The following is a 23,316-nucleotide window of genomic DNA, read 5'->3' on the forward strand; positions in this document are numbered from 1 at the left end:
CGATAATTCCTGTTAGGAAAACTGGTACACTGGCGAAAATCACAAGAACAGAGTTTTGTCGTTATGCTTGGAACACTGAATAAGATGGCCGTCGCCCTGGACGAGAACCATCTGGCACAATACACCCTCAGAGTGGCTGAACAGCGCCTGGCGTTGAACCCTTTGATAGGCAAGAGTTTAACCCTGAGTCACACGGGTAACATCTTCTGCTGCAACTGCGGTAAGAAGACCAAGAAGAGTTACTCCCAGGGCCACTGTTATGTCTGTATGCAGAAACTCGCCAGCTGCGATCTCTGCGTGATGAAACCGGAAACCTGCCACTATGATCAGGGAACCTGCCGCGAACCCGAATGGGGCGACACGCATTGCATGGTGCCCCACTATGTTTACCTGTCCAATACCTCGGGAATAAAGGTCGGCATTACCCGCCACACCCAGTTGCCCACCCGCTGGCTGGATCAGGGAGCCACCCAGGGGCTGCCGATATTCAAGGTCAGCAGCAGGCAGCTTTCCGGCCTTATCGAAGTCGAACTGGCCAAACTGATTGCCGACAAGACCAACTGGCAGGCGATGCTCAAGGGCAACAACGACGAGATAGATCTCAAGGCCAAGGCCGAAACGCTATTGCCGAGTATCGAAACCCGCTTGCACGAGCTGGCAATGAGCCGCGGTGATTACAAGATAGAGAGATTGACCGAGGCAGAGACGCAAATTCACTACCCGATCAGTGAGTTTCCAAAGAAGATCAAGTCCCATAACTTTGACAAAGAAGCCGTTGTCAGCGGCACTCTGATGGGCATCAAGGGTCAGTACCTGCTTTTCGATACCGGAGTAATCAATATCCGCAAGTTCACCTCTTATGAAGTGGAAGTCAGCTACTGATTTTTTAATTTGAGCAAACCAGCGGCGCCACTTGGATGGGCGCCGTATTTCATCCTTCAGTACCTTTGGTGCTTGCCAGTACCCCAGAGGCTGCCTATGATGGCCGCCAATAACGCCCTTACACAGATACAGAGCAGAATATGGCCACAGACTCCATGATGGGATCCCAGACTATCGCCGCCCAGACCCAGGCTTGGGTCAAGGAGGTGATCATGAAGTACAACATCTGCCCCTTCGCCAGACGGGAAGTCGAGCGCGACTCGATTCGTTACACAGTTTGCGAAGAAAGCCGTATGGATACTGCCTTGCAGGCGTTGCTGGACGAGTGCCAATATCTGGATGAGCACCCACAAGCGGAAACCAGCCTGTTCATTCTGCCGAGGGGCTTTGAAGGCTTTCACCTCTATCTGGATCTGTTGGCCTTTGCCGAGCAGCTGTTATTCGAAGAGGGTTATGAAGGGGTTTACCAGTTGGCCAGCTTTCACCCCGACTATTGTTTCGAAGGGGAGGCCCAGGATGATGCCGCCAACTATACCAACAGAGCGCCCTATCCGACCTTGCACATCATACGTGAAGCCAGTATGGAACAGGCCCTGGCCGAATATGATGATCCTGAGTCGATTCCCGAGCGCAACATCGCCTTTGCCCGCCGCAAGGGCAGCGAATTCTTCGCCAAACTGCTGCAAAACTGCCTGAGCCGAAAACCATAAAAAAGCAGATAAGCCTTGATGTGATTCAGGCTTATCTGCCCCTTCCCGGGCCTTACCCCAGGCCTTGAAACCCTAGACTTTGAAACGCCCGAGGGTTACCTGGGTCTTATTGATTAGGTCGAAGAGCTCACTGCCATGGTGCGCCGCTTCCTCGGCGCTGCTGGCGGAGATTTCACTCAGATGATGCAACTGTTCCAGATCATGGGACAGACTCTCGGCCGAGCGTGCCTGAGATTGGGTCGCCGAGGCTATCAGGCTGTTGACGCTGGAAATGGCGTCTACCTTGGCGGCAATCAGCTGCAGTGCTTCACGGCTCTGCTGTGCCTGCTCAACCCCCTCCCGAGCCTTGTTACAACTGGCATTCATCACATCTGCGGCATCTTTACTGCCGGCTTGCAAACGTTCTATCATCGCCTTGATCTCTTCGGTCGACTGCTGGGTCTTGCTGGCCAGAGAGCGTACTTCGTCGGCCACAACGGCAAAGCCCCGCCCCTGCTCACCGGCACGGGCCGCCTCTATGGCCGCATTCAGTGCCAGCAGATTGGTCTGCTCGGCAATCGCCTGGATCACTTCGAGGATCCGCCCTATCTGCTGACTGTCATCATAAAGCCGCTGAATCACCCCCGAGGCCCGCTCCACCTCGGCGGCAAGTGAGTCTATCGACTCACGATTGCGCTCTATGATGGCCTGCACTTCCTGGGATACCGCCCTGGCATCCTTGGTGGAATCCTCTGCCTCGGCCGCGTTTTGTGCCACTTCGTGGATCACGCTGGACATATCACGTATCGAGTGGGACATCTGTTCCAGGCTGCCGCGCTGCTCTTGAGTGGCGGCATTGGCACTCTGGGATGTATGGCGGCTTTGGGTGGCTATCTCGGTCAAGGAGCTCGACTGAGCGGTAACATCGGCCAGGGCTTCCTGCACCTTGATAATGAAGTGATTGATGTTGTCACACAGGCCGCGCAACTCATCGTCGCTCGAATACTCGATACGCCGACGCAGATCCCCTTCTCCGCGAGCCAACTCCTGTGCCAGTTGGGTGATCCTGTCCACCGGGCGCATCACCAGGCGCTTCATCACCAGCAGCAGGCAGATGATGATCGCCACGGCGACAGGAATAGCAACGGCTATGCCTCCCAGCAACATAGCATTTGTCTGCCGCTGGATCTCCTGAAGACCCCAGCTCATGCCCAGTACCCCAATCAGCGCCTGATCACGACTGTTGATAATGGGATGAAGTATTTGAATATCCTTGTCGGTAACCAAGGTCTGGGGCTCGCCGGCTTTCAGTTGCGGCAGATGCTGCCCCAGCGAAGCCTGCATCTGGGCGCCGGTATTGCCTGGCTCGCCAAACTGAGCAAAAACGGCCTGCGAAGCATCAAACACCACGGCATACCCGAGGTTCCCCCGGGTCTGTTTGGCCAGATTGATAAACTCCTCCTCGACCTTGTCCGCCTTGCCGAATTTCACCGCATTGAGCAGTTGTTGCGACACGAATCCGGTGATCACCTGACTGCTGACCCGCTCCATATCAACCAGAGTGCTGGTGAGCCTATGCTGGCTTATAAAATTGGTCAGCGTAAAACCGGCCAAAACCACCACAGAGGCGATCAAGGCCATCTTGCTGCTGATCCTGTTGAAGATTCCCATACAGGCCTCCCTGACTGAGGGGAAATAACAAGCAAAAGACGCTTAAAGTAGCTCTACGTTGATCCCCAGTGTAATGGCGCCTATCACTGCACCGGACGAGGGGTCGACAACAGGCAGACTCAGCTGACTCTGATAACTCTGGGTAGACTCATCCTCTTCCACCTCGCTGATATGGATACTGTCTGGCCCCTTGGCGAAGGTTTGCTGCCATTTGGCTTCATCCCCCTGCCAATAATCTGAAGTCATGGCACTCTGTCCCACATTCAATCCCTTGTCATCCATGATGAATATTTCGGTATAAAGGCCATTGCTTTGCTGCAGTTTCTGCCGCAAAAAATCGGAAAGCGGATTGTTGAGAAGCTTATCCACCAATGGCTTGTCGGCGGCAGCAACCTGAGCACGCCATTGCTTGTCCAAGTTGAGAATTTGCTCCTTGGAAAGTTCGGCATTGGCACTGTTTTGTTGCTTGATGCTATCGACGATCAAAGGGTCGCCAAGCCAACTCTTGACCTGGGTATTGGCAAGTTCGCTGATGGCGGCTTCATAGTCGTTGGCATTGGCTGCGGCGGCAACAAACATAGAAGTCGCGCCGAGCAGCGTCACACTGAACAATGCAGCGCAAGATTTGCTGCGACAAAATTTGCTGATAGAGGTCATCTGGGTTGCTCCCTGCTGTGATAGAAATCATCCTGAGATAAGACTAGTCAACAAATCACAAGAGCGCTTGAAAGATAAAAGAATATTCTTAAGTAAGCCGCAAGGCCCAGGCTGACGCCGCCCACTCCAGCCTGGGCCAATAGGGCAGCTCTTCAGAAGGTGAATCTGTGCGACAGGCTTAGCACCAACCTGGCATCGGCATTGTCCGAGTCCAGGCTGGTATCTTCACCTGCCAGTTCAATATCTATGCCGTGATATTGGGTCTGGTAGGCGATGCGGTAGTGTTGATAGCCTCTGCTTCCCTGCCACTGCCACTTGTCTGTATCATCCGATGTGGAACGGTCAAAACTCAACCTCAGCCGGTGACCGGGCGCCAATTCAAAACTGTGGGCCAGCATCACTATGCTATGGCCGGCACCGGTACCAAAGTAATCCCAGCTGTACCAGAGATTCAGCTCCGACTGACCGAATGGCGACTGATAACCCCACTTGGCATAAGCTTCCGGATAGTTGTAGTCATCGGAAAAGGATTCGCCGTGATAGCTGTAATAGGCAAGCCCGGCATCCAGGCTCAGGTGTTCATTGAACTGGTAAAAATAACCTGCATAACCGTCAAGTTCCAACCAGGTATCATCGCCACCACCGAAGTCGACATTGGAAGCGAAGCTGCCAAGATACCAGCCACTTTCACTACTGTAATCCAAGCTGGCCTGTAACGCCGGGCCTTCATCTGTCTGACTGACCCCGTTGAAACTGTAATCCGATGCCAGGGTCACGGTCGATGACCACTCGGCCTCGGCCGTGAAAGTCAGTGTCAGCAGTGCCGCCACACCGCCGCTCTTGAGATAATTTGCCATGGCGTTCAAGCGCATCTGTGTTCCTCTTTTGGTTTTATGGATTGAAGCCGACATCAGTCAGCCAACTCTATTTTATTAAAATCTATAGTGTTTTCTTTGGGAGAGCCTTGGATCCGGCCCAAGGTTTTCAATTTGGTCAGCAGCATGTAACCGGCACAGGCGAAGATAAGCCCAATGGCCAGGGCCCCAACCCATTGAATCTCCAGAAAATCAAGCTGGAACAGCAAGGTCAGCAGTACCATCACGGCGATATTGCCAAGCAGATAGTTGCGTTTGCCGAGCCTGGCAACCGTCAGCCCCAGGTTATCCGTGTAGAGACGGATCAATGAGTCCAGCGAATTGATCACAAAGGTTATGCCCACCATGACCATGGCCAGGTTATAAAAGCCGGATGTGGAGATGGCCTGGGTATCGTAGAAATAGAGGACACTGAACCAAATCGCGATGGGAATGGAGGGAAACACCATCATGGCAAGCAAGAGTTGCCAGGTCTTGATCCCGCCGACAAACCGTGAGGTAAACTGGCCTATCATAATGCTCCAGGCAAACCACCAGAACAGGTAAAAGGCGTGATAATCATTGAGCGGCAACACAAAATGCTTGATATCGACAAAGTACTCACCCAATAACGAAAAGGTGGTAATGAAATCGCCGACAGTGCCGCTCTCCCCTAAAAATGCGCCGCTCCACATCAGGGCTATCAGCGCCACAAACAGCCAGGTACTGGCCAGGCTGAGCACCTTGACGTATTTAATGCTGGTACTGGAATAAACCGCGATGGCGATGACGGCAAACACTATCAGATAGAAGGCGCCTATGACGGACTCTCCATCGCCCATCTCCGGCAGATACCAGGGCAAGTTGCTGAGCAGCAGATAAGCAGTGAAGGCACAGGTGCCGATAATCACCATGTTGTTGATGAACTTTACCGCCTTGAGTTCAAAGAACTTCACTCTGGGCTCAATGACGCAAAAATAGAAACAGGTGACAAAGTAAAAACCCCAGATGAGAAAGGCCCAAAATCCAAACTCTATCGCCAAGGGATTGGAAAAGGCGTATTCGGGGCTGCTGTTGGTATCTGTGTAAGTGCCGAATTCGGTGAGCGGGAACATGATCAAGCCTACATCCAGGCCTGAGGTGAACAAAATAGCGATAAAGGTGTTGATCCGCACCGGGGTGACACCTACGCAGGGGATGTTGCCCCACCGATACAGGATCACCCCTATCATGGCAAAGGTAAATAAGATCCCTGCAGAAAGCCAAAGCTCCATAATTTTTCCCTTTATTGTTGATTTAAATTATATTTTTCTAATTTCAGCCCCAGACTAATGGCGAATTTTGGCCAGCAAAAAGCCCTCGGCTTGGCTGCGCCGATTTCAGCATTGACAGGGGTTAAGGGGCCGACTGCAGACTGGCCCCTTGAGTTTTAAGATCAGCTAGGCCGCTCGGGTGCGTGGCAGCGCTGCTGCGCTCGCCACTTGTCAGCCAGAACAACTGTGGCATCAGAGGCCGGTAAGGCTTCACGGCCGCGGATAATATCGGCGGCCTTCTCTGCCAACATTATGGTCGGTGCATTGAGGTTGCCATTGGGAATGGTGGGGAATACGGAAGAGTCCACGACTCTCAGTCCTTCAATGCCATGCACCCGGTTTTGCGGGTCCACCACGGCCATGGGATCTGTGCCCATCTTGCAGGAACAGGATGGATGATAAGCACTCTCTACCGAGCGACGAACAAAGGCATCTATCTGCTCATCGGTTTCCACCTCGGCACCAGGCTGGATCTCTTCTCCGCGATAACCATCGAATGCCGGCTGATGAATAATCTCCCGGGTCAGGCGCACACAGGCGCGAAAGCCTTCGATATCATCCTGGTGTTGCAAATAGTTGAAACGTATCTGCGGATGCCGGTGCGGATCGCTGCTCTGTACTCTGACCCATCCCCGGCTCTTGGGTTTATTGTGGCCGATATGCACCTGAAAACCATCACCATCAAAGGCTTCCCGGCCGTCATAACGCATGGCAGCGGGCAAGAAGTGATACTGGAGATCCGGTGCGGCCAGGCCCGCCTTGGAGCGGATAAAACCGCAGGATTCAAAATGGTTGGTCGCCCCGAGTCCCGTCTTGGTAAAGAACCAGCGGCTGCCGATCAGGAACTTGTTCCACCAATCCAGTTTGCGGTTGAGGGAAACTGGCTGGGTGCAACGGAACTGAAAATAGAACTCCAGATGATCCTGAAGATTCTCCCCCACCCCGGGCAAGGCATGCTCCAGCTCAATACCGGCTTCTTTAAGGACTTCGGGCGCACCTATACCGGAAAGCTGCAACAGATGGGGCGAACCCACGGGACCTGCTGAAAGGATCACTTCGCCGCCCATGCCAACCACGGCCTGCTGCAACTTGCCGCCGCATTCATAGCGCACCCCGGTTGCCACCTTGTCCTGCAGCAATACCTTGTGCACCAAGGCGCCGGTCACCACTTTTAAATTATCCCGTGTCATGGCCGGACGCAGATAGGCATTGGCCGTAGACCAGCGCACACCATTTTTCACCGTCATATGCATGGCGCCAAAGCCTTCCTGCTGGGCACCGTTGTAATCATCCGTGGCCAGGTAACCGGCTTGCACACCGGCATCAACAAAGGCCTTATACAGAGGGTTAGCCATGCGGTTGCCGTTGTTGACCCCCAAGGGCCCTCTATCGCCTCGATACTTGTCACCGCCAAAGGCCCAAGTCTCGGCCTTTTTGAAATAGGGCAAGCAATCGGCGTAGCTCCAGCCCTCGGCGCCACTGGCCTGCCACTCATCAAAGTCATGGGCGTGACCGCGGACGTAGACCATGCCGTTGATGGATGAAGAACCGCCGAGCACCTTGCCCCTGGGACAATGCATGCGCCGGTTGTCCAGCCCCGGTTCAGGCTCGGTTTCAAACTGCCAGGCATACTTTTGGGTATTCATGGGAATGGACAACGCCGTTGGCATCTGAATAAAGATGCTGCGATCGCTGCCGCCGGTTTCCAGCAACAAGACCCGTTTGTTTTTATCTTCGCTCAGGCGGTTGGCCAGCACGCACCCTGCGCTACCGGCACCGACAATGATGTAATCGAAATTCTGATTCATAACGGCTCCTTAAAATGGACTTTCCAGGGGCTGCATGCCGACATAAACCGATTTGGTCTGGGTATAGGCCTTGAGGGTTTCACTGCCGTTCTCCCGGCCGACTCCCGAAAGCTTGTAGCCACCGACGGGCATCTCCGAGGGTGAGGCGCCATAGGCATTGATCCAGCAAATCCCAGCCTGAAGCCGATGAATCACCCTGTGGGCGCGGCGAATATCGCGGCTAAATACCGCAGCAGCCAGACCAAGGGCCGTATCGTTGGCGCGGCGGATCACTTCCGCTTCATCGTCGAAAATCAATACAGACATCACAGGGCCGAAGATCTCTTCACGGCAAATACGCATCTTGTCATCACAGTCGACAAATACGGTCGGCTCAACAAAGAAACCCTCTGGGGCCGAGTCCGGCGTCAAAGGCTTGCCACCGCAAAGGAGCCTTGCCCCCTCGGCCTGCCCAAGGGCGATATACTCGAGCACCTTGTCTCTGTGCGCGCTGGATATCAGGGCGCCGAAATTGGTGTCCGGCGCCATGGGGTCGCCGGCCTTGATATTGGCCATCCTTTGCTGCAAACGTTCGATAAAGGCCGGGTAAAGGTTGCGGGCGACATAGACCCGGGTACCATTGGTACAAACCTCTCCTTGGGTATAAAAGTTGCCCAGCATGGCGGCGCTGACGGCATCCTCCAGCTCGGCGTCTTCAAAGATGATCAGCGGGGACTTGCCCCCCAGTTCCATGGTGACATCCTTGAGACTGGAGGCCGCTGCCGCCATCACCTTCTTGCCTGTGCCCACCTCGCCGGTAAAGGACACCTTGGCGATATCCTCACTGTGAGTCAGCCATTGACCTACTTCGGCCGCGCCCTGCACCACATTGAACACCCCGGCGGGCACACCGGCTTCGATAAAGATTTCCGCCAGCTTCAGAGCGCCGAGCGGGGTCTCCTCAGACGGCTTGAAAACCATCGCGTTACCGGCGGCCAACGCCGGCGCCGACTTCCAACAGGCTATCTGCAAAGGATAATTCCAGGCGCCGATACCGGCACAGATCCCCAGCGGTTCACGGCGGGTATAGAAGAAATCATCGCCAACACTTTGCTGACAGCCTTCCAGGCCCACCACTATGCCGGCGAAGTATTCTATGGCATCGGCCCCTGTGACCACGTCCACCACAGACGCCTCCTGCCAGGGTTTACCCGTATCCAGCACTTCAATTTTGGCCAGCTCATCGTTGCGCTGCCGCAGCAGGGCCACCGCCTTCAACAGCACCCGGCTGCGCGCCATGGTGCTCATGGCTGACCAAGCGGCAAATCCGCGTTTGGCACTGGCAATGGCCGCCTGTTTGATGGCCTCATCGGCCACTTCAACGCGGTATTGCACCTGTCCGGTGCCAGGGTTAATCACCTCAAAGGATTCACCCGAGGCGTTGGCCATATAACGACCGTCAATAAAATTCTGATAAACAGGCTGTGTCATCAATGTACTCCGTGATAAGCCAGACTTTGGTCAATGAAATCGATACACCAGGATTCTGCGGCAGCAAACGCCTGCTCAGGCTCAGGACTGAGAGCACTGCGCAGCCAAAAACCGTCAATCATGGCGGCCACCTGCTCGGCACTCTTAAGCGCCTGCTCCCTGGGTAATAACTGTTTGAAAGAGAAGGCCAGGTTACTCTGCAGTCTGGCACTGTTGACCTGCTGCAACCTGGCAAGCCCGGGCTCATGCATGGACTGAGCCCAGAAATTAAGCCAGGTGCGGGTAGCCGCTCCCGAGCGTTGAAACTCGGTGAAGTTGGCCGCCACTATGGCGTGCAGCCGTGCCTTGGGGGAAAGCTGCCGCTGCGCCGTTTGCGCCAGTAAAGCCAGCTTCAGTTGCTCCAGCAAATGCCGCAATGTCGCTTCAATCAGCTCCTGCTTACCACCGAAATAATGGCTGATGATCCCCGACGACAACCCGGCCAAGCGGCTGATGCTGTTGATGGTGGTATTGTGCAAACCATTGGCGGCCACCGAGGCCATAGTGGCATCGATCAGTTGTTGGCGGCGCACGGGTTTCATTCCAATCTTGGGCATATCTTTTATTAATTGACCGTTCAATTAAAAACAAGCCTAATGATTTGAACTGTAATTATCAACCTGACCAGAGCCGAGTTTTAAGATCACACAAGTCACAAAACAGTGATTTACCTCACAGCAACAAATGCTTACGTTGCTTGAAGTTTATCTGAAAAAGTTTCTATTTACCGACAAAACTTCGCTATTTCTGAGGTGTTAACCGAAAAATTACCGCAGAACGACCCAAGCGTTCACCGTCTAAATAATTACAGCAGATATCATTTGAGCTAAAACATTGTGACTCACTCTGTAACCCGATAGCGCAGATAAATACGCCTGTCGCTCCGGACCTAACCTGCTGCTTGGAAGCCGGACACTGAGATTGAGACTGGGGCTGAGGATAAGGCGATGAGTAGGGGAAGCAGAGAATAAAGTGACAATGAGAAAGAGTGATTAGAATGAGGAGTTATGACCAAAAAAGAGGAGTCATGATTAACAAGAGGAATACTGAACCTGGAAGCCGACTAACGCTGAACTATGTTGAGACAAGTAACAGATGAATAAAGTGAAAAGGCGGATAAAGCGCAAGACAAGAGTCCCTGCGAGGGACTCTTGCATCAGATGAAGTCGGCTGAGATCAGAAAAATAACTGCCGCAGCAAGACCTATGACCGACGACCGAAATCTATCAGGGTGTTGCGATACAGTTCAAGCAGCGCCTCGTTGCGCACCCCTACCCCAACACTTTGCGCCGGCATATCGCTCCAGTCATCATGGGGATGGCGCCGCTCGTAGGTTTTCTGCATTGTGTGGCCAATGGCCGGCCCGGAGCAAACCACCCGCACAGGCCCTTTTCTCAGGGTAAACAGGCTGGGATCTATCACATAGGCAATCGCCGAGGGGTCGTGCACATGGCAGCCGGAAATTCCCAGGCTACGCTGGTAAAAGTCGAGATAGAAACGGCTTATCTGGTGAATAAAGCGTCCCGGCTCACCGGCTTCATCGCGCAGCTTATCCAGATACTCGGGCGTAAAGAAACTCTCATGGGTCACATCCAGACCGATAATCACCACGGGCCAGTCGGCAGTAAATACGATATCGGCCGCCTCGGGATCGTCATGGATATTGGCTTCGGCAAACGGGCTGACATTGCCCTGATGGCCGTTAACCCCAAAGGCCCCGCCCATGATCACCACTTCTTTAACCAGTTTGGTGATCCCGGGTTCATGCTGCAGCGCCAGTGCCAGATTGGTCAGAGGCCCAACAGCCACCAGAGTGATCTCCCCCGGCTGCGCCTTGAGCTGCTCGACGATATACTGCCATGCCGGACGGGGATCGGCGCTTAGGCTGACATCGGCGGCGGTGACTTGCAGATCGCCAAAACCGGTATCACCATGAACTATGGTGGTAGGGCCGACAGGAGGGCGCGACAACGGCTTATCCGCCCCCATGGATACGTCTGCCTTCATGCCGTATTTCTGTTTCAAGTAAAGGGCATTGCGAGTGCTGTTTTCAATGGTGGCGTTGCCAAATACTGTGGTGATACCGATAAGATCCACAGATGCATGCCCTTCGGCAAACAGAATTGCCATTGCATCATCAATACCAGGATCTGTATCCAGGATAATTTTCTTCGTCACAATCCAGCTTCCTTTGTGATGTTATTGATATTATCTGTGCCGCTGCAAGCCGGCGGCACTGGCCCATTCTAGCGCTAAATCTCACGCTGTGCGCCCCATAATACCGCGCCCTATCGAGGAAATGAGACACAGGGGTCAGTATCTGTTCACCTAAGGGCTATCACTGCAATATTCGGCTCTCATCCGGATAAGTTTGATAGCCCATAAAAGCGGCGAAACGCGCAATCAAGCGGCATGAACCACCGCGGTATTGCAGGCAATTATTGCTTTTCTGACAAATGCCTACAGCAAAGATGCTGTTCTTGATAGCCGCGAGCGAATAGGACTTTAGTCTGATATCAGCCACAACCACCTTCCATTAACATCGATACATCAAAACAACAACAAGAGGTGTCCCATGAATGCTGTGCTGTTGATGTTAATGGGCCTGGGCGCGATGGCGGCCGGCTATTTTGTCTATTCAAAATTCATCTGCGAAAAAATCTTCAAAGTCGATCCCAACTTCGTGACTCCTGCACACGAGATGCAGGATGGTATCGACTATGTGCCCACCAATAAATATGTGCTTTGGGGCCACCACTTTACCTCTGTGGCCGGAGCTGCACCGATTATCGGCCCGGCTATTGCGGTTATCTGGGGCTGGGTGCCGGCCTTCCTCTGGGTGGTGTTCGGCACCATCTTCTTTGCCGGGGTGCACGATGCCGGCGCCATCTGGGCCAGTAACCGCAACAAGGCCAAATCCATAGGTGCGGTCACGGGTGATGTTATCGGCGAGCGGGCCCGCAGCATCTTTATGGTGGTGATATTCTTGGTGTTGCTCATGGTTAACGCCGTGTTTGCCGTCGTCATTGCCAAGCAGTTGATCAACTTCCCCAGCGCCACCCTGCCGGTTTGGGGCGCCATAGTGGTGGCACTCATCATAGGCCAGCTTATCTACCGCCGTCTTATCAACCTCTTGGTGGTGTCCATTGTCGGCGTGGCAGCATTGTACGCGCTCATCTATATCGGCCCGTCTTTGCCGCTGGCATTGCCGGAAACCCTGGGGCCGCTGTCGGATAACCAAAGCTGGATCATCCTGCTGTTTGTTTATGCCGCCATCGCCTCGCTGCTGCCGGTATGGATGCTGCTGCAACCACGGGACTATATCAATGGTATTCAGCTGTTTATCGGCTTAGGCTTGCTTTACGGCGCCGTGCTTCTGGGCGCGCCTGATATAGTGGCACCGGCCTTTAATACCGATGTGCCCGAAGGCACTCCATCCATAGTGCCACTGCTGTTTGTCACCATTGCCTGCGGCGCGATTTCCGGCTTCCACGGCCTGGTTTCCAGCGGAACCACCTCGAAACAGCTGGATAAAGAACCGGATGTGCGTTTTGTCGGTTACTTTGGCGCCATAGGCGAAGGCTCTCTGGCACTGGCGGCCATCATAGCCGCCACCGCGGGTTTTGCGACCCTGGCCGACTGGCAGGCTGTCTACCACGCCTTTGGTCAGGGGGGCGTCAGCGCCTTTATCAAGGGCGGCGCCAATATCCTCGAATCCGGGATAGGCATGGATGAAACCATGGCACAAACCCTGCTGACGGTAATGGTAGTGCTGTTTGCCGGTACCACCATGGACACTGGCTTGCGGCTACAGCGTTACATATTCCAGGAATGGGGCAGCATCTATAACCTCAACTGGATGCAAAATGGCGCCGTCGCCACTTTGCTGGCCGTGGGCACCTGCTTGCTGCTGGCCTTCGGTGCCGGCGGTGACGGCTCGGGTGGCATGCTGATCTGGCCGCTGTTTGGTACCACCAATCAGTTGCTGGCTGGCCTGACACTACTGGTAATCACAGTGATGCTGGTGAAACTGGGTCGCCCCATGTGGTATACCCTGGCTCCGCTTATCTTTCTGCTGGTGATGACCACCATGGGCCTGCTTATTCAGCTCAAGGGCTTCTACGACAAGCAGGATTGGTTCCTGTTCACTCTGGACTTGGTGGTACTGATCGCCGCCATAGTAATTTCACTGGAGTGCAGTGCCACGCTGAGCCGCTCGCTCAAGGCGCGCAAAACCGCGGCGGAGAACGACTGATGAAGCTGGCGAAGATCAAGGCATTGGTCAAAGACCTGAGCTACCTGGCGGAAGAGGCATATAACGCCCCTTTTCGTTCGGCAGTCGCCCGCGCCCGCAGGGAGCAGGACGATCTTTTTATGCTGCTGATCTTCTCCGAAATGATGGGGGTACCCAACCCGGCCAGTTACTACACTCTGGAGCTGCAGCCCTTGATGCTGGAAAAGTTCCATGACTGGCACCTGCGTATGGGTATGCCCCACTCACCGCTGGATCAGTTCAGATGCTGTTGAAACAAGATGTTAATTAAGGACGGGCTATGGCGCAGCTGACCGACAAACGTATTCTGTGGGTGGGTGGCAAAGGCGGTGTCGGCAAGACCACTGTCTCCTCCTCACTGGCCCTGTTGGCGGCCGGGCGCGGCAAGAAAGTCCTGCTGGTATCCACAGATCCGGCCCACAGCCTGAGCGATGCCTTTGCCAAGCAGATAGGCGATCACTACACCCGGCTGGCACCGAATCTGGATGCGCTGGAAATCGACCCGGATGAGGAAGTGCGCCAACATCTCGACCGGGTCAGCCAACAGTTGAAGAGTTTTACCCGCCCGGAGATGTTCGCTGAAATTGAGCGGCAGATGCGTCTCACCCGACAGTCTCCCGGTGCCCAGGAAGCCGCCTTGCTGGAGCGGATTGCCAAGACCCTGGAAAGCGGCCTCGGTGAATACGATCTGATTATTTTCGATACCGCACCCACCGGTCATACGCTTAGGCTACTGAGCCTTCCTGAGGCGATGGCCGCCTGGACCCAAGGTATGCTGAGCGCCAATCAGAAATCAGAGAAGCTCGGCGCCATGCTGTCGCACCTGACACCCGGCCGGGGCCGTGATGTCGATAACCCCTTCGACGATCCGGCCGAGCACGCCACCGCCGGAATGGCGCCGCGCAACAAGGCCATAGCCGAAACCCTGCTGGCGCGACAACGGCTGCTGCAACGCACCCGTGAGCTGATTAAAGATCCGCAGCAAACAGGGCTGCTGTTTGTTCTGACCGCAGAGAAGCTGCCTATTCTGGAAACCCGCCGCGCCGTGGCCAGCCTGCAGGCCGAGCAGTTACCGTTGGCAGGTTTGGTGGTCAATCGACTGCTGCCACCCGAGGCCGACGGCAGTTTTCTTGCCAAACGCCGCCAGCAGGAAGCCGTGCACCTCGAAGAGATAGACGTAAACCTTAGCAAGCTGCCCCGCTTTCGACTGCCCCTCAAGGAAACCGATATCCAGGGCCTGAGCGGTCTTGAACAGATGGCGACAGAACTGGCCAAAGCCGGGCTGTAAATTCAGCCAATTTCCCTTCAATCGTTTGGCCTATTTCACCAAACGCAGACAACACCTGCACCCAATCGCGAGCTCCGGCAAGGAGCTACTTATAACCTTTGACACAGCTAAATCCGCAGCATAAGAGACGCCATAGCCTATAAAACCAATCACCAGAAAAACTCACAACACTTTGAGTTTAAACAGATAAAAATCAATCAACTCAAATCAAGAAGGCGCAGTGGCACAGCAGTCTCTACATCTCAACGTTGCCTGTTACCAAGATCACCAACCTCAAAATTAACAAAATTTAAACAATCGCTTGATTAAAACCAGTGTTAGCCATATACATGAGGGTGCAGAAGTTTAGCAGTTGCGAAATAAACCAACATTAACCAGCAACTTCGTGGACTAACCTATGAAAAAGCTAATCGGACATGGAGATTGGCCCAGTGCCAAAAGTCTGTTCTCTGCCCTGATCCCCGGCCTGTTTGCGCTGGGAACCCTACCCCTAGCTGCAGCTGAAACGCAAACCACCCAGGCGGTCGACAGCCTGGCGCAGCAATGTTTTATTATTCAATCGCCAACCAATGGCCAGTATCTGCATCGCTTCCATCAGGGAGGCACTGTGGATGATGGTCTGAGTTATCGTTTCGATAATATCAGCCAGGCCGAGGCCAGTGCGTTTTACTTCAAACCCAGTCGCCGCGGTCATTTTATGATGACAGACGCAGATGGCCGCTTCTTTGCCAGCCATCTGCCGGCCGAAGTCAGCGCCGGTCGTTACCCGGGGGAATTTGCCGAGTGGCGGGTTGACGCCGAAACAACGCCATCCGGTGAATTCAGTTATCGCTTTCACGCCGTGGGCCTCAATCTGGGACTCAGGCACAACTACAGCGGTGGTGGCTTGTATTTCTTCGATCTGCTCAACCCTGGAAACAACACTTCAGAGGCAAGCTTCAAGCTGGTTGCCAGTGACGCCTGCAGTGCGTTTCCCGAGGTTGAAGTCAATGCCAGTGGTGATTTCTCCGCCCTGAAAGGCGATGCTTCACTGCCTGTGCGTGGTCTGGTCGATGCCCACACCCATATCACCTCGTATGAGTTTATGGGCGGCAAGATGATGCATGGCAAGCCGTTCCACCGCTGGGGGGTGACCCAGGCGTTGAACGACAGTGCGGTGATCCATGGGCCGAATGGCTCACTGGATCTCATCGGCAATCTCTACTCCTTCAACGACGCCAACTTCCGCTATGACACCCGAGGCTGGCCGGACTTCCCCTGGTGGCCCAATCACGAGCAGATGACCCACTCAGGTTACTACTACAAGTGGATTGAGCGCGCCTGGCTAGGCGGTTTGCGCCTGATGGTCACCCATCTAGTGGAAAACGAGGTGTTGTGCAACGCACAGAAAACCATCAATCCCGCCAGTTGGGTCAACCCCAACGACTGTAACACCATGAACAGCATTCAGTTGCAGATTAACCGTCTCAAGCAAATGCAGGAGTATATTGATGTGCAGTCCGGCGGCCCCGGCAAAGGCTTCTTCCGCCTGGTGTCCTCGCCTCAAGAGGCTCGCGAGGTCATTGCCGACGGCAAGCTGGCGGTGCTGATGGGCATAGAGGCCTCAGAGCTGTTCAACTGCGGTATCAAGGATGATTGCAACCGCCGCCAGATTGAAGAGCAACTGCAGCAAGTTTATGCCAAGGGGGTGAGAATCCTGTTCCCGACCCACAAGTTCGATAACCAGTTGGGCGGCTCAGTGGTGGAAGACGGCTTTATCAATATCGGTGAAGTCTTGGCGACGGGCCATTTCTTTGAAACCCAGGCCTGCGACGCTGACACCCAAGGCAGACCATTCAAGTCAGGTTTCCCCATTTTGGGCGAAATCCCAGTGCTCAAGGATATTCTCAATGCCGTGGGTCTCAATCCTCAGTACGACGAGAACATGCTGCACTGCAACAAGCATGGCTTATCCGAAAAAGGCGTCTACCTGGTTAACCGCATGATAGATATGGGAATGTTGATAGAACTGGATCATATGTCAGCACAAACCGCCACCAGTGTGATGGATATTGTCGAGCAGCGTCAATATGGCGGGGTGATCACCAGCCACAGCTGGATGACTGATGGCACCCAAGGCAGGCTGCACCCCAACACCCTGCGCCTGGCCAAGGTCGGCGGCTTTATGGCGCCCTACAACAGTAACGCCAACCATCTTGGAGGCAGTATTGATAGATACCTGCAGTTGATAGCCGATACTCCTTTTCTGCCGGGTGTCGGCCTGGGAACCGATATGAGTGGCCTCGGCGCTCAGGCCGGTCCCAGAGACGATGCGGCCACTAATCCACTGCACTACCCCTTCGTCAGTGAGTTCGGTATCCAGTTTGAGCGTCAGGTATCGGGGAATCGTGTATTTGACTTCAATCAGGATGGCATGGCCCATTACGGTATGCTGGCTGATCATCTGCAGGATGTGCGCGAGCAGCTTGGCGGCAGTACCTATGAAGCCTTGATGAACTCGGCCGAAGCCTATCTGCAGATGTGGGAGCGCGCAGAAGCCCACAGGGATGAAGCCTATATCAATCCACTGCCGACCTATGTGCGGATAGTCAACCGCGCTTCGGACAAGTGTATGGATATTCCGGGTAATGGCAGCGATATGGTCAATGGCACAGATGTGATCCTCTATGATTGTGAACGCGACGCCTGGGATCAACGCTGGAGCTTTGATGCCGACAAACGCATGTTCAGCAACAAAGCCAATCCATCCTTGTGTTTGGACAATCGCGGTCAGGCCTACAATGAAGGCGAAATCGTGGTATGGGAGTGTGTCGACAGCGACAATCTGCGTTGGGATTATGACGGCCGCTTTATTCGCAGTGCCCATGACGCCAATATAGTGGCCGACGCCTATGGCCGTGGCAACGATGCCCAAGTGGGTCAATGGCAATTTCATGGCGGCGCCAACCAGCAATGGTTGCTCAGGCCTGAGATGACTATTCACCGCTGGGTCAGTTTGCGGGATAAACGTGCCGGGCTATGTATCAGCGCTCCCGAACAGGCCCAAAGCGGCAGCCTGGTGAACCTGGACAACTGCAGCAACCGTCAGGGGCAAAAATGGTACTTCGATCCGATAAAAGGCAGTATCAAACTGGCTGGTGACGCGGGACTGTGCCTGCACATTCCGGGTGGCAATACCCAGGATCATAGCCAGTTGGCACTGGCGCCCTGCGATGCTTCCAATCCGGCTCAGGCATTCGATAAAGACGGCAGCGTGTTCTCAAGCCGAATGGCACCCAATCAGGTGCTTGATGCCTCGGGAGAACAAGCCGGCGCGGCTCTTATCCTCTACCACCACCATGGCGACAGTAATCAGAAGTGGAAGTCCAGCCTCTGATCCAAGCCCTTAAAAAACAGCAAGGCCGGTTCAATGAACCGGCCTTGTTTATTGTGATTTTTTTACTTGGTGTTAAACCAAGCTCGCCATAAAAGACTTAGGCTTCAATGCCTTTGTTGGCCAGGAACTCATCATAAGTGCCCTTGAAGTCGCTCACGCCATCAGCGCTTATCTCTATGATACGGTTGGCCAGTGATGAAACGAAGGCGCGGTCATGGCTGACAAACAACAAGGTGCCTTCATAGAGTTCGAGGGCGTTGTTCAACGACTCAATCGATTCCATATCCAGGTGGTTGGTCGGTTCGTCCATCACCAGAATATTGGGCTTTTGCAGCATCAGCTTGCCAAACAGCATACGCCCCTGCTCACCACCGGACAGTACCTTGACAGATTTCTTGATGTCATCGGCGCTGAACAACATACGGCCCAGCACTGAACGCACCGCCTGATCGTCATCGCCTTCCAGACGCCACTGACCCATCCAGTCGAACAGGTTCATATCATTTTCAAAGTCGCTGGCATGATCCTGGGCGTAGTAGCCGATACGATGGTTTTCAGACCACTGAATGGTACCGCTCTTTTGTGGCAACTCGTGGATCAGAGTACGCAACAAGGTGGTCTTACCCACGCCGTTTTCACCCAGAATCGCGATACGCTCGCCCACTTCAGCGATAAAGTTCACATCCTTGAACAGCAGCTCATCGTAACCATTGCTCATGTTCTCAACAATCAAAGCGTTACGGAACAGTTTCTTCTCCTGTTCGAAACGAATGTAGGGGTTAACCCGGCTGGAAGCCTTGATCTCATCCAGCTTGATCTTGTCGATTTGACGGGCACGGGATGTGGCCTGCTTGGCCTTGGAAGCGTTGGCAGAGAAGCGCGCCACGAAGGTTTGCAACTCGGCAATCTGTGCCTTCTTCTTGGCGTTTTCAGCCACCAGGCGCTCGCGGGCCTGAGAGGCGGCTGTCATATATTCATCATAGTTGCCCGGATAGACCCGCAGCTCACCATAGTCCAGATCCGCCATATGGGTACAGACAGAGTTGAGGAAGTATCTGTCGTGGGAAATGATGATCATGGTGCTGTTACGCTGGTTAAGCATCTCCTGCAGCCAGCGAATGGTATCGATATCCAAGTTGTTGGTCGGTTCGTCGAGCAGCAACACATCGGGATCAGAGAACAAGGCCTGTGCCAGCAGCACCCTGAGTTTCCAACCCGGTGCCACTTCACTCATGGGGCCAAAATGTTGTTCCAGCGGAATACCCACCCCGAGCAGCAGCTCACCGGCGCGGCTTTCTGCGGTATAACCGTCCATTTCGGCAAACTGCATCTCAAGATCGGCCACTTTAATGCCATCTTCTTCGCTCATTTCCGGTAAGGAGTAGATGCGATCGCGCTCCTGCTTCACCGCCCACAGCTCTTTGTGGCCCATGATCACTGTGTCGATAACGCTGTGCTCTTCATAGGCGAACTGATCCTGGTTCAACTTACCCAGACGCTCGTTGGGATCCAGCGACACATTACCCGAGGTTGGCTCCAACTCACCGGAAAGGATCTTCATAAAGGTAGACTTACCGCAGCCATTGGCGCCGATAAGGCCGTATCTGTTGCCTTCGCCGAATTTAACCGAGATGTTTTCAAACAGCGGCTTGGCGCCAAACTGCATGGTGATGTTAGCTGTCGTTATCACTGTATGATTCCAAAATATCCAGATGCGGGACCTGGCCATGTAAAGCCGCGTCCAAGAGCCCAAGGCCTGTGATTGGCCGGGTAAATAAAGCCGGGCACTATAACATTACTGCGTGAATTATCAACCAAACTCGCATGCAACCAGCGAGATAAAGCAGTGCAACCAGCTGTTTATAAAAGACTTTAAAAATCTTCTGCAAGCAGATTAAAAATCCAGATCGCGGCCACACACCAAGGTAGTTTCCGCCTTGTTTGTTGCAAAAGTGCTGTAACAGCCAAGTTCAGCGCGCAAAATATCCGCCGGCAAGGCATATCCCGGCTCACCATTGATAGTGATGCTCTCGCTGTCCTCGGTGTAATCCGTGCTCAGCGTGGTGCCATCGGCCAACTGCCAGCGACTGAGAAATGAGTGCACATTGGCACAAACCGTGATTTCACACTCCAGGGTCTTTTGGCTGTCACCCTTGATCACTATGCACTCAGTGGTTTTCTCGCCGCAGCCCGCCTGAGCAGGCACAGAGATGGCGCTGAGCAACAAGACGCCGCCTAGCAGACTCAGCTTAGCTGCCGCGGTTAATTTTCTGGATTGCATTTTCCTACTCCTTTCCCATTTATTTTCTTATTTCCCGTTACCCTTGCCGTGACTCGCTTGGCCAGCGATATCCAGCCCCAAGCTTATATTGACCAAAGGCTCTTATAGACTAAAGGTTCTGACAGGCTAAGGGTTCAAGCCGTGACCGCAGGCTGCCTTTTTCGGCAGGCATTGGTGCTGAGCAAAGGCAAACCCCTTATTTAAACAGGAAAAACAAGGTGATAAAACAAGAAAGCAATAAAAAAGCCGGGGAAATTTCCCCGGCTCAAACGCTGAAAAAGCTTAATCCAAAGACTGACGCCGCAAGCGGTTGGCGTTGGTCACCACAGTCAATGAAGACAGCGCCATTGCCGCGCCGGCCACCACAGGGCTCAGCAAGATCCCTGTCAGCGGGTACAGCACCCCGGCCGCAATCGGGATCCCCAGAGTGTTGTAGATAAAGGCGCCGAACAGGTTCTGCTTGATGTTGCCAAGCGTCGCCCGCGACAGGGCAAATGCCCCGGCCAAGCTGCCCAGCCTTGGGTTAAGCAAGGTCAGGTCGGCGCTCTCTATGGCAATCTCTGTGCCTGAGCCCATGGCAATGCCGACATCGGCGGCCATCAGCGCCGGGGCGTCATTGATCCCATCACCGACCATGGCCACCACTTCACCCTGTGCTTGAAACTTATTGACCCAGGATTGCTTTTCATCCGGCAACACCCCGGCGATGACTTCCTCAATCCCCACCTGACGCGCCACCGCTTCGGCGGTGGCCTGGTTATCACCACTGAGCAATACCAAGCGTTTACCCTGGGTCTTGAGCGCGGCCATGGCTTCTTTGGCATCGGCTTTGATTGGGTCACTTATCCCCACCAACGCCAGCAGCTGATGATCTCGGGCCACCAGCACCTGGGTGTGTCCAAGCGCCGCCCCCTGCTCCAGTCTTGCCTGGTGCGTCTCGGTCAGCCTAATGCCCAGTGCGTCCATTAGCTTGCTGTTACCGACCGCCCACTGTCGGCCTTCAAACTGCCCCAGCAGACCTTGCCCCTGGCGATAGTCAAACCCCTGCGGCTCACTCAGTACAACCTCTTTGGCTTTGGCGGCATCCAGCAGCGCCGCCGCCAATGGGTGGCCCGAGTGTTGTTCAAGGCTGGCCACGGCGCGCAGTAGCTCGCGCTCATCAAAGGCATCATCAAAAATATCCACCTGGGTGACGGCGGGCTTACCTTCTGTGATGGTGCCGGTCTTATCCAGCACCACACAGCTGACCTTGCTGGCGGTTTGCAGCGCCTCACCGTTTTTCACCAACACCCCCATGGAAGCGGCGCGGCCGACAGATACCATGATGGACATAGGCGTCGCCAGCCCCAAGGCGCAGGGACAGGCGATAATCAGTACACTGGTCAGCACCACCAGCGCATGGGACAACGCGGGCTCAGGGCCGACAAAATACCAGATGATGGCCGCCAGCAGCGCAATCACCACCACCACAGGCACAAACACGGCGGCTATCTTGTCTGTCAATCGCCCTATGGGCATCTTGGAGGTCTGGGCCTCCTGAACCAGGGCGATAATCTTCGCCAGGCGGGTATCGGCAGGCCCGGCAGTAACTTGGTAAATAAGGCTGCCGTTTCCATTGACTGTGCCGGCGCTCAGACTGTCGCCCACGGATTTAGCCACGGGAATGGGTTCGCCTGTGAGCATGGACTCATCGAGCAGCGAACTGCCTGAAAGCACTTCACCGTCGAGCGCCACTCTGTCACCCGGGCGCAGTCTCAGCTTGTCGCCCACCACCAGCGTTGCTATGGCCACGGTTTCATCGCCGTTTTCGGTGATCTTGATGGCCGTATTGCTCTGCAGGCCAATAAGCTTCTGCACCGCTTCACTGGTCTTGCCGCGGGCTCTCAGCTCCAATGCATGCCCAAGGTTAATCAAGCCGAGGATCATCACACTGGCCTCAAAGTACACATGACGGGTGCCGTCGGGGAAAAAGCCGGGAATAAGCACCACCAGCATGGAGTAAAGCCAGGCCGTGCCCGTACCCAGGGCAATCAGCGTATCCATGTTGGCACTCTTGGCCTTGAGTGAGCGCCACATACCACTGAAGAAATGGCCCCCGGTGGTAACCAGCAGCAGCAAGGTCAGCAGCCCCATGGCGCCCCAGATAAGTTGGCTTTGGCTATCGTGGATCATCATGTCACCACCGGCCAGCCCCCAGATCATCAAGGGGATCCCCAGCCCGAGACCCGCGATGGCCTGTCTGATCCGGGTGCGATATTCCCTGGCATCATGCTCGGCCTTGTCGGCCATGGCACTGGCGGCGTCGGTTATTGGCTCCGCGCGATACCCGGCCGAGAGCAGCAGCGCAACGGCTTCAGCCACTGGCAACCCTGCGGCCACGCTCACCTGCTTGTCGGCCAAGTTGACTCTGGCCTCGACCTCTTTGGCGGCAAAGGCTTTTTCTATCTTGGCCACGCAGCTGGCGCAGCTCATATCCGGCACAAACAGCAGTGTGGGGTTGGCAGGGTGAGCCGTGGCGGCCTTCTGCTTGACTGCTTTATCGGCATGCTTGCCAGTTTCAGCTTCAGTTGTGGCTTCGGCCACTGCCGGTTTCAAAGTGTCAGCCTGAGCTTCTGTCTCAGTCTCGGTATCAGCCTCGGCATGCTCATCGCGCCAAGGCTCGGCGGTAAACCCGGCGGCCTTTAACAGCTCGGTCAACTCGGCGGCGATTTTATG

General features: G+C 54.6%; 17 protein-coding genes. 6 read left to right on the forward strand and 11 right to left on the reverse strand.

Going from position 1 to position 23,316, the window contains the following annotated elements; translation table 11 throughout:
- Positions 1-63: 63 nt before the first annotated feature.
- Both HCX89_RS01800 and HCX89_RS01805 read left to right on the forward strand, forming a co-directional pair.
- Complete coding sequence (locus HCX89_RS01800; RefSeq protein WP_107004567.1) at positions 64-882, forward strand: DUF2797 domain-containing protein; 819 nt, start codon at positions 64-66, stop codon at positions 880-882.
- Positions 883-1,022: 140 nt separating this feature from the next.
- A complete protein-coding gene (locus tag HCX89_RS01805) occupies positions 1,023-1,592 on the forward strand; it encodes a DUF1415 domain-containing protein (protein ID WP_093982697.1) in 570 nt (189 codons plus the stop codon).
- A gap of 72 nt (positions 1,593-1,664) precedes the next feature.
- On the opposite strand, the gene HCX89_RS01810 is transcribed toward HCX89_RS01805, so the two are convergent.
- The 8 genes from HCX89_RS01810 to HCX89_RS01845 form a co-directional block, all read right to left on the reverse strand.
- Complete coding sequence (locus tag HCX89_RS01810; protein WP_025009807.1) at positions 1,665-3,242, reverse strand: methyl-accepting chemotaxis protein; 1,578 nt, start codon at positions 3,240-3,242, stop codon at positions 1,665-1,667.
- A gap of 42 nt (positions 3,243-3,284) precedes the next feature.
- Positions 3,285-3,899, reverse strand: a complete 615-nt coding sequence (locus HCX89_RS01815) for a PDC sensor domain-containing protein (RefSeq protein ID WP_197021449.1) — start codon at positions 3,897-3,899, stop codon at positions 3,285-3,287.
- A 152-nt stretch (positions 3,900-4,051) separates the two neighbouring features.
- Entirely contained in the window at positions 4,052-4,756 is a 705-nt protein-coding gene (locus HCX89_RS01820; RefSeq protein WP_025009805.1) for a TorF family putative porin, read from the reverse strand.
- A 53-nt stretch (positions 4,757-4,809) separates the two neighbouring features.
- The gene (locus HCX89_RS01825; RefSeq protein ID WP_025009804.1) at positions 4,810-6,027 is read right to left on the reverse strand and encodes a choline transporter; all 1,218 of its coding nucleotides are present in this window, start codon (positions 6,025-6,027) and stop codon (positions 4,810-4,812) included.
- 161 nt (positions 6,028-6,188) lie between these two features.
- The gene (gene betA / locus HCX89_RS01830) at positions 6,189-7,874 is read right to left on the reverse strand and encodes a choline dehydrogenase (RefSeq protein ID WP_025009803.1); all 1,686 of its coding nucleotides are present in this window, start codon (positions 7,872-7,874) and stop codon (positions 6,189-6,191) included.
- A 9-nt stretch (positions 7,875-7,883) separates the two neighbouring features.
- Entirely contained in the window at positions 7,884-9,344 is a 1,461-nt protein-coding gene (gene betB / locus HCX89_RS01835; protein ID WP_167714872.1) for a betaine-aldehyde dehydrogenase, read from the reverse strand.
- A complete protein-coding gene (betI, locus tag HCX89_RS01840; RefSeq protein WP_167714874.1) occupies positions 9,344-9,940 on the reverse strand; it encodes a transcriptional regulator BetI in 597 nt (198 codons plus the stop codon). Before betI ends, betB begins: the two co-directional genes overlap by 1 nt.
- Before the next feature lie 646 nt (positions 9,941-10,586).
- Positions 10,587-11,561 carry a nucleoside hydrolase gene (locus tag HCX89_RS01845; protein WP_044734188.1) on the reverse strand — a complete coding sequence of 325 codons (975 nt, stop codon included), beginning with the start codon at positions 11,559-11,561 and terminating at the stop codon, positions 10,587-10,589.
- Between the two features lie 397 nt (positions 11,562-11,958).
- Between HCX89_RS01845 and HCX89_RS01850 the strand changes: the two genes are divergently transcribed.
- The 4 genes from HCX89_RS01850 to HCX89_RS01865 all read left to right on the forward strand — a co-directional run bounded on the left by HCX89_RS01850 (position 11,959) and on the right by HCX89_RS01865 (position 18,320).
- A complete protein-coding gene (locus HCX89_RS01850; RefSeq protein ID WP_025009800.1) occupies positions 11,959-13,638 on the forward strand; it encodes a carbon starvation protein A in 1,680 nt (559 codons plus the stop codon).
- A complete protein-coding gene (locus HCX89_RS01855; protein ID WP_025886589.1) occupies positions 13,638-13,910 on the forward strand; it encodes a cory-CC-star protein in 273 nt (90 codons plus the stop codon). The genes HCX89_RS01850 and HCX89_RS01855 overlap by 1 nt, the downstream gene beginning before the upstream one ends.
- Positions 13,911-13,936: 26 nt before the next feature.
- On the forward strand, positions 13,937-14,944 hold the full coding sequence (locus HCX89_RS01860) for an ArsA family ATPase (RefSeq protein ID WP_167714876.1): 1,008 nt from the start codon (positions 13,937-13,939) through the stop codon (positions 14,942-14,944).
- 397 nt (positions 14,945-15,341) lie between these two features.
- Positions 15,342-18,320, forward strand: a complete 2,979-nt coding sequence (locus HCX89_RS01865; protein WP_146507850.1) for a ricin-type beta-trefoil lectin domain protein — start codon at positions 15,342-15,344, stop codon at positions 18,318-18,320.
- 97 nt (positions 18,321-18,417) lie between these two features.
- On the opposite strand, the gene HCX89_RS01870 is transcribed toward HCX89_RS01865, so the two are convergent.
- The 3 genes from HCX89_RS01870 to HCX89_RS01880 form a co-directional block, all read right to left on the reverse strand.
- Positions 18,418-20,010 (reverse strand): ABC-F family ATPase, encoded by a 1,593-nt coding sequence (locus tag HCX89_RS01870; RefSeq protein WP_107004967.1) that lies wholly within the window; start codon positions 20,008-20,010, stop codon positions 18,418-18,420.
- 204 nt (positions 20,011-20,214) lie between these two features.
- Positions 20,215-20,601 carry a hypothetical protein gene (locus tag HCX89_RS01875; protein WP_167714878.1) on the reverse strand — a complete coding sequence of 129 codons (387 nt, stop codon included), beginning with the start codon at positions 20,599-20,601 and terminating at the stop codon, positions 20,215-20,217.
- A 282-nt stretch (positions 20,602-20,883) separates the two neighbouring features.
- Complete coding sequence (locus HCX89_RS01880; protein WP_338327153.1) at positions 20,884-23,091, reverse strand: heavy metal translocating P-type ATPase; 2,208 nt, start codon at positions 23,089-23,091, stop codon at positions 20,884-20,886.
- Positions 23,092-23,316: the final 225 nt, after the last annotated feature.

The organism is Shewanella sp. Iso12 (assembly GCF_012030025.1).
Taxonomy (GTDB): domain Bacteria; phylum Pseudomonadota; class Gammaproteobacteria; order Enterobacterales; family Shewanellaceae; genus Shewanella; species Shewanella algae.

Excerpts from the sequence above, each read along its gene's own strand:
- HCX89_RS01855 (WP_025886589.1), top strand. The coding sequence starts at position 13,638 with ATGAAGCTGGCGAAGATCAAGGCATTGGTCAAAGACCTGAGCTACCTG.
- betB (WP_167714872.1), bottom strand. The coding sequence starts at position 9,344 with ATGACACAGCCTGTTTATCAGAATTTTATTGACGGTCGTTATATGGCC.
- HCX89_RS01850 (WP_025009800.1), top strand. The coding sequence starts at position 11,959 with ATGAATGCTGTGCTGTTGATGTTAATGGGCCTGGGCGCGATGGCGGCC.
- betA (WP_025009803.1), bottom strand. The coding sequence starts at position 7,874 with ATGAATCAGAATTTCGATTACATCATTGTCGGTGCCGGTAGCGCAGGG.
- HCX89_RS01800 (WP_107004567.1), top strand. The coding sequence starts at position 64 with ATGCTTGGAACACTGAATAAGATGGCCGTCGCCCTGGACGAGAACCAT.
- HCX89_RS01825 (WP_025009804.1), bottom strand. The coding sequence starts at position 6,027 with ATGGAGCTTTGGCTTTCTGCAGGGATCTTATTTACCTTTGCCATGATA.
- HCX89_RS01860 (WP_167714876.1), top strand. The coding sequence starts at position 13,937 with ATGGCGCAGCTGACCGACAAACGTATTCTGTGGGTGGGTGGCAAAGGC.
- HCX89_RS01820 (WP_025009805.1), bottom strand. The coding sequence starts at position 4,756 with ATGGCAAATTATCTCAAGAGCGGCGGTGTGGCGGCACTGCTGACACTG.
- HCX89_RS01805 (WP_093982697.1), top strand. The coding sequence starts at position 1,023 with ATGGCCACAGACTCCATGATGGGATCCCAGACTATCGCCGCCCAGACC.
- betI (WP_167714874.1), bottom strand. The coding sequence starts at position 9,940 with ATGCCCAAGATTGGAATGAAACCCGTGCGCCGCCAACAACTGATCGAT.
- HCX89_RS01810 (WP_025009807.1), bottom strand. The coding sequence starts at position 3,242 with ATGGGAATCTTCAACAGGATCAGCAGCAAGATGGCCTTGATCGCCTCT.
- HCX89_RS01865 (WP_146507850.1), top strand. The coding sequence starts at position 15,342 with ATGAAAAAGCTAATCGGACATGGAGATTGGCCCAGTGCCAAAAGTCTG.
- HCX89_RS01815 (WP_197021449.1), bottom strand. The coding sequence starts at position 3,899 with ATGACCTCTATCAGCAAATTTTGTCGCAGCAAATCTTGCGCTGCATTG.
- HCX89_RS01875 (WP_167714878.1), bottom strand. The coding sequence starts at position 20,601 with ATGCAATCCAGAAAATTAACCGCGGCAGCTAAGCTGAGTCTGCTAGGC.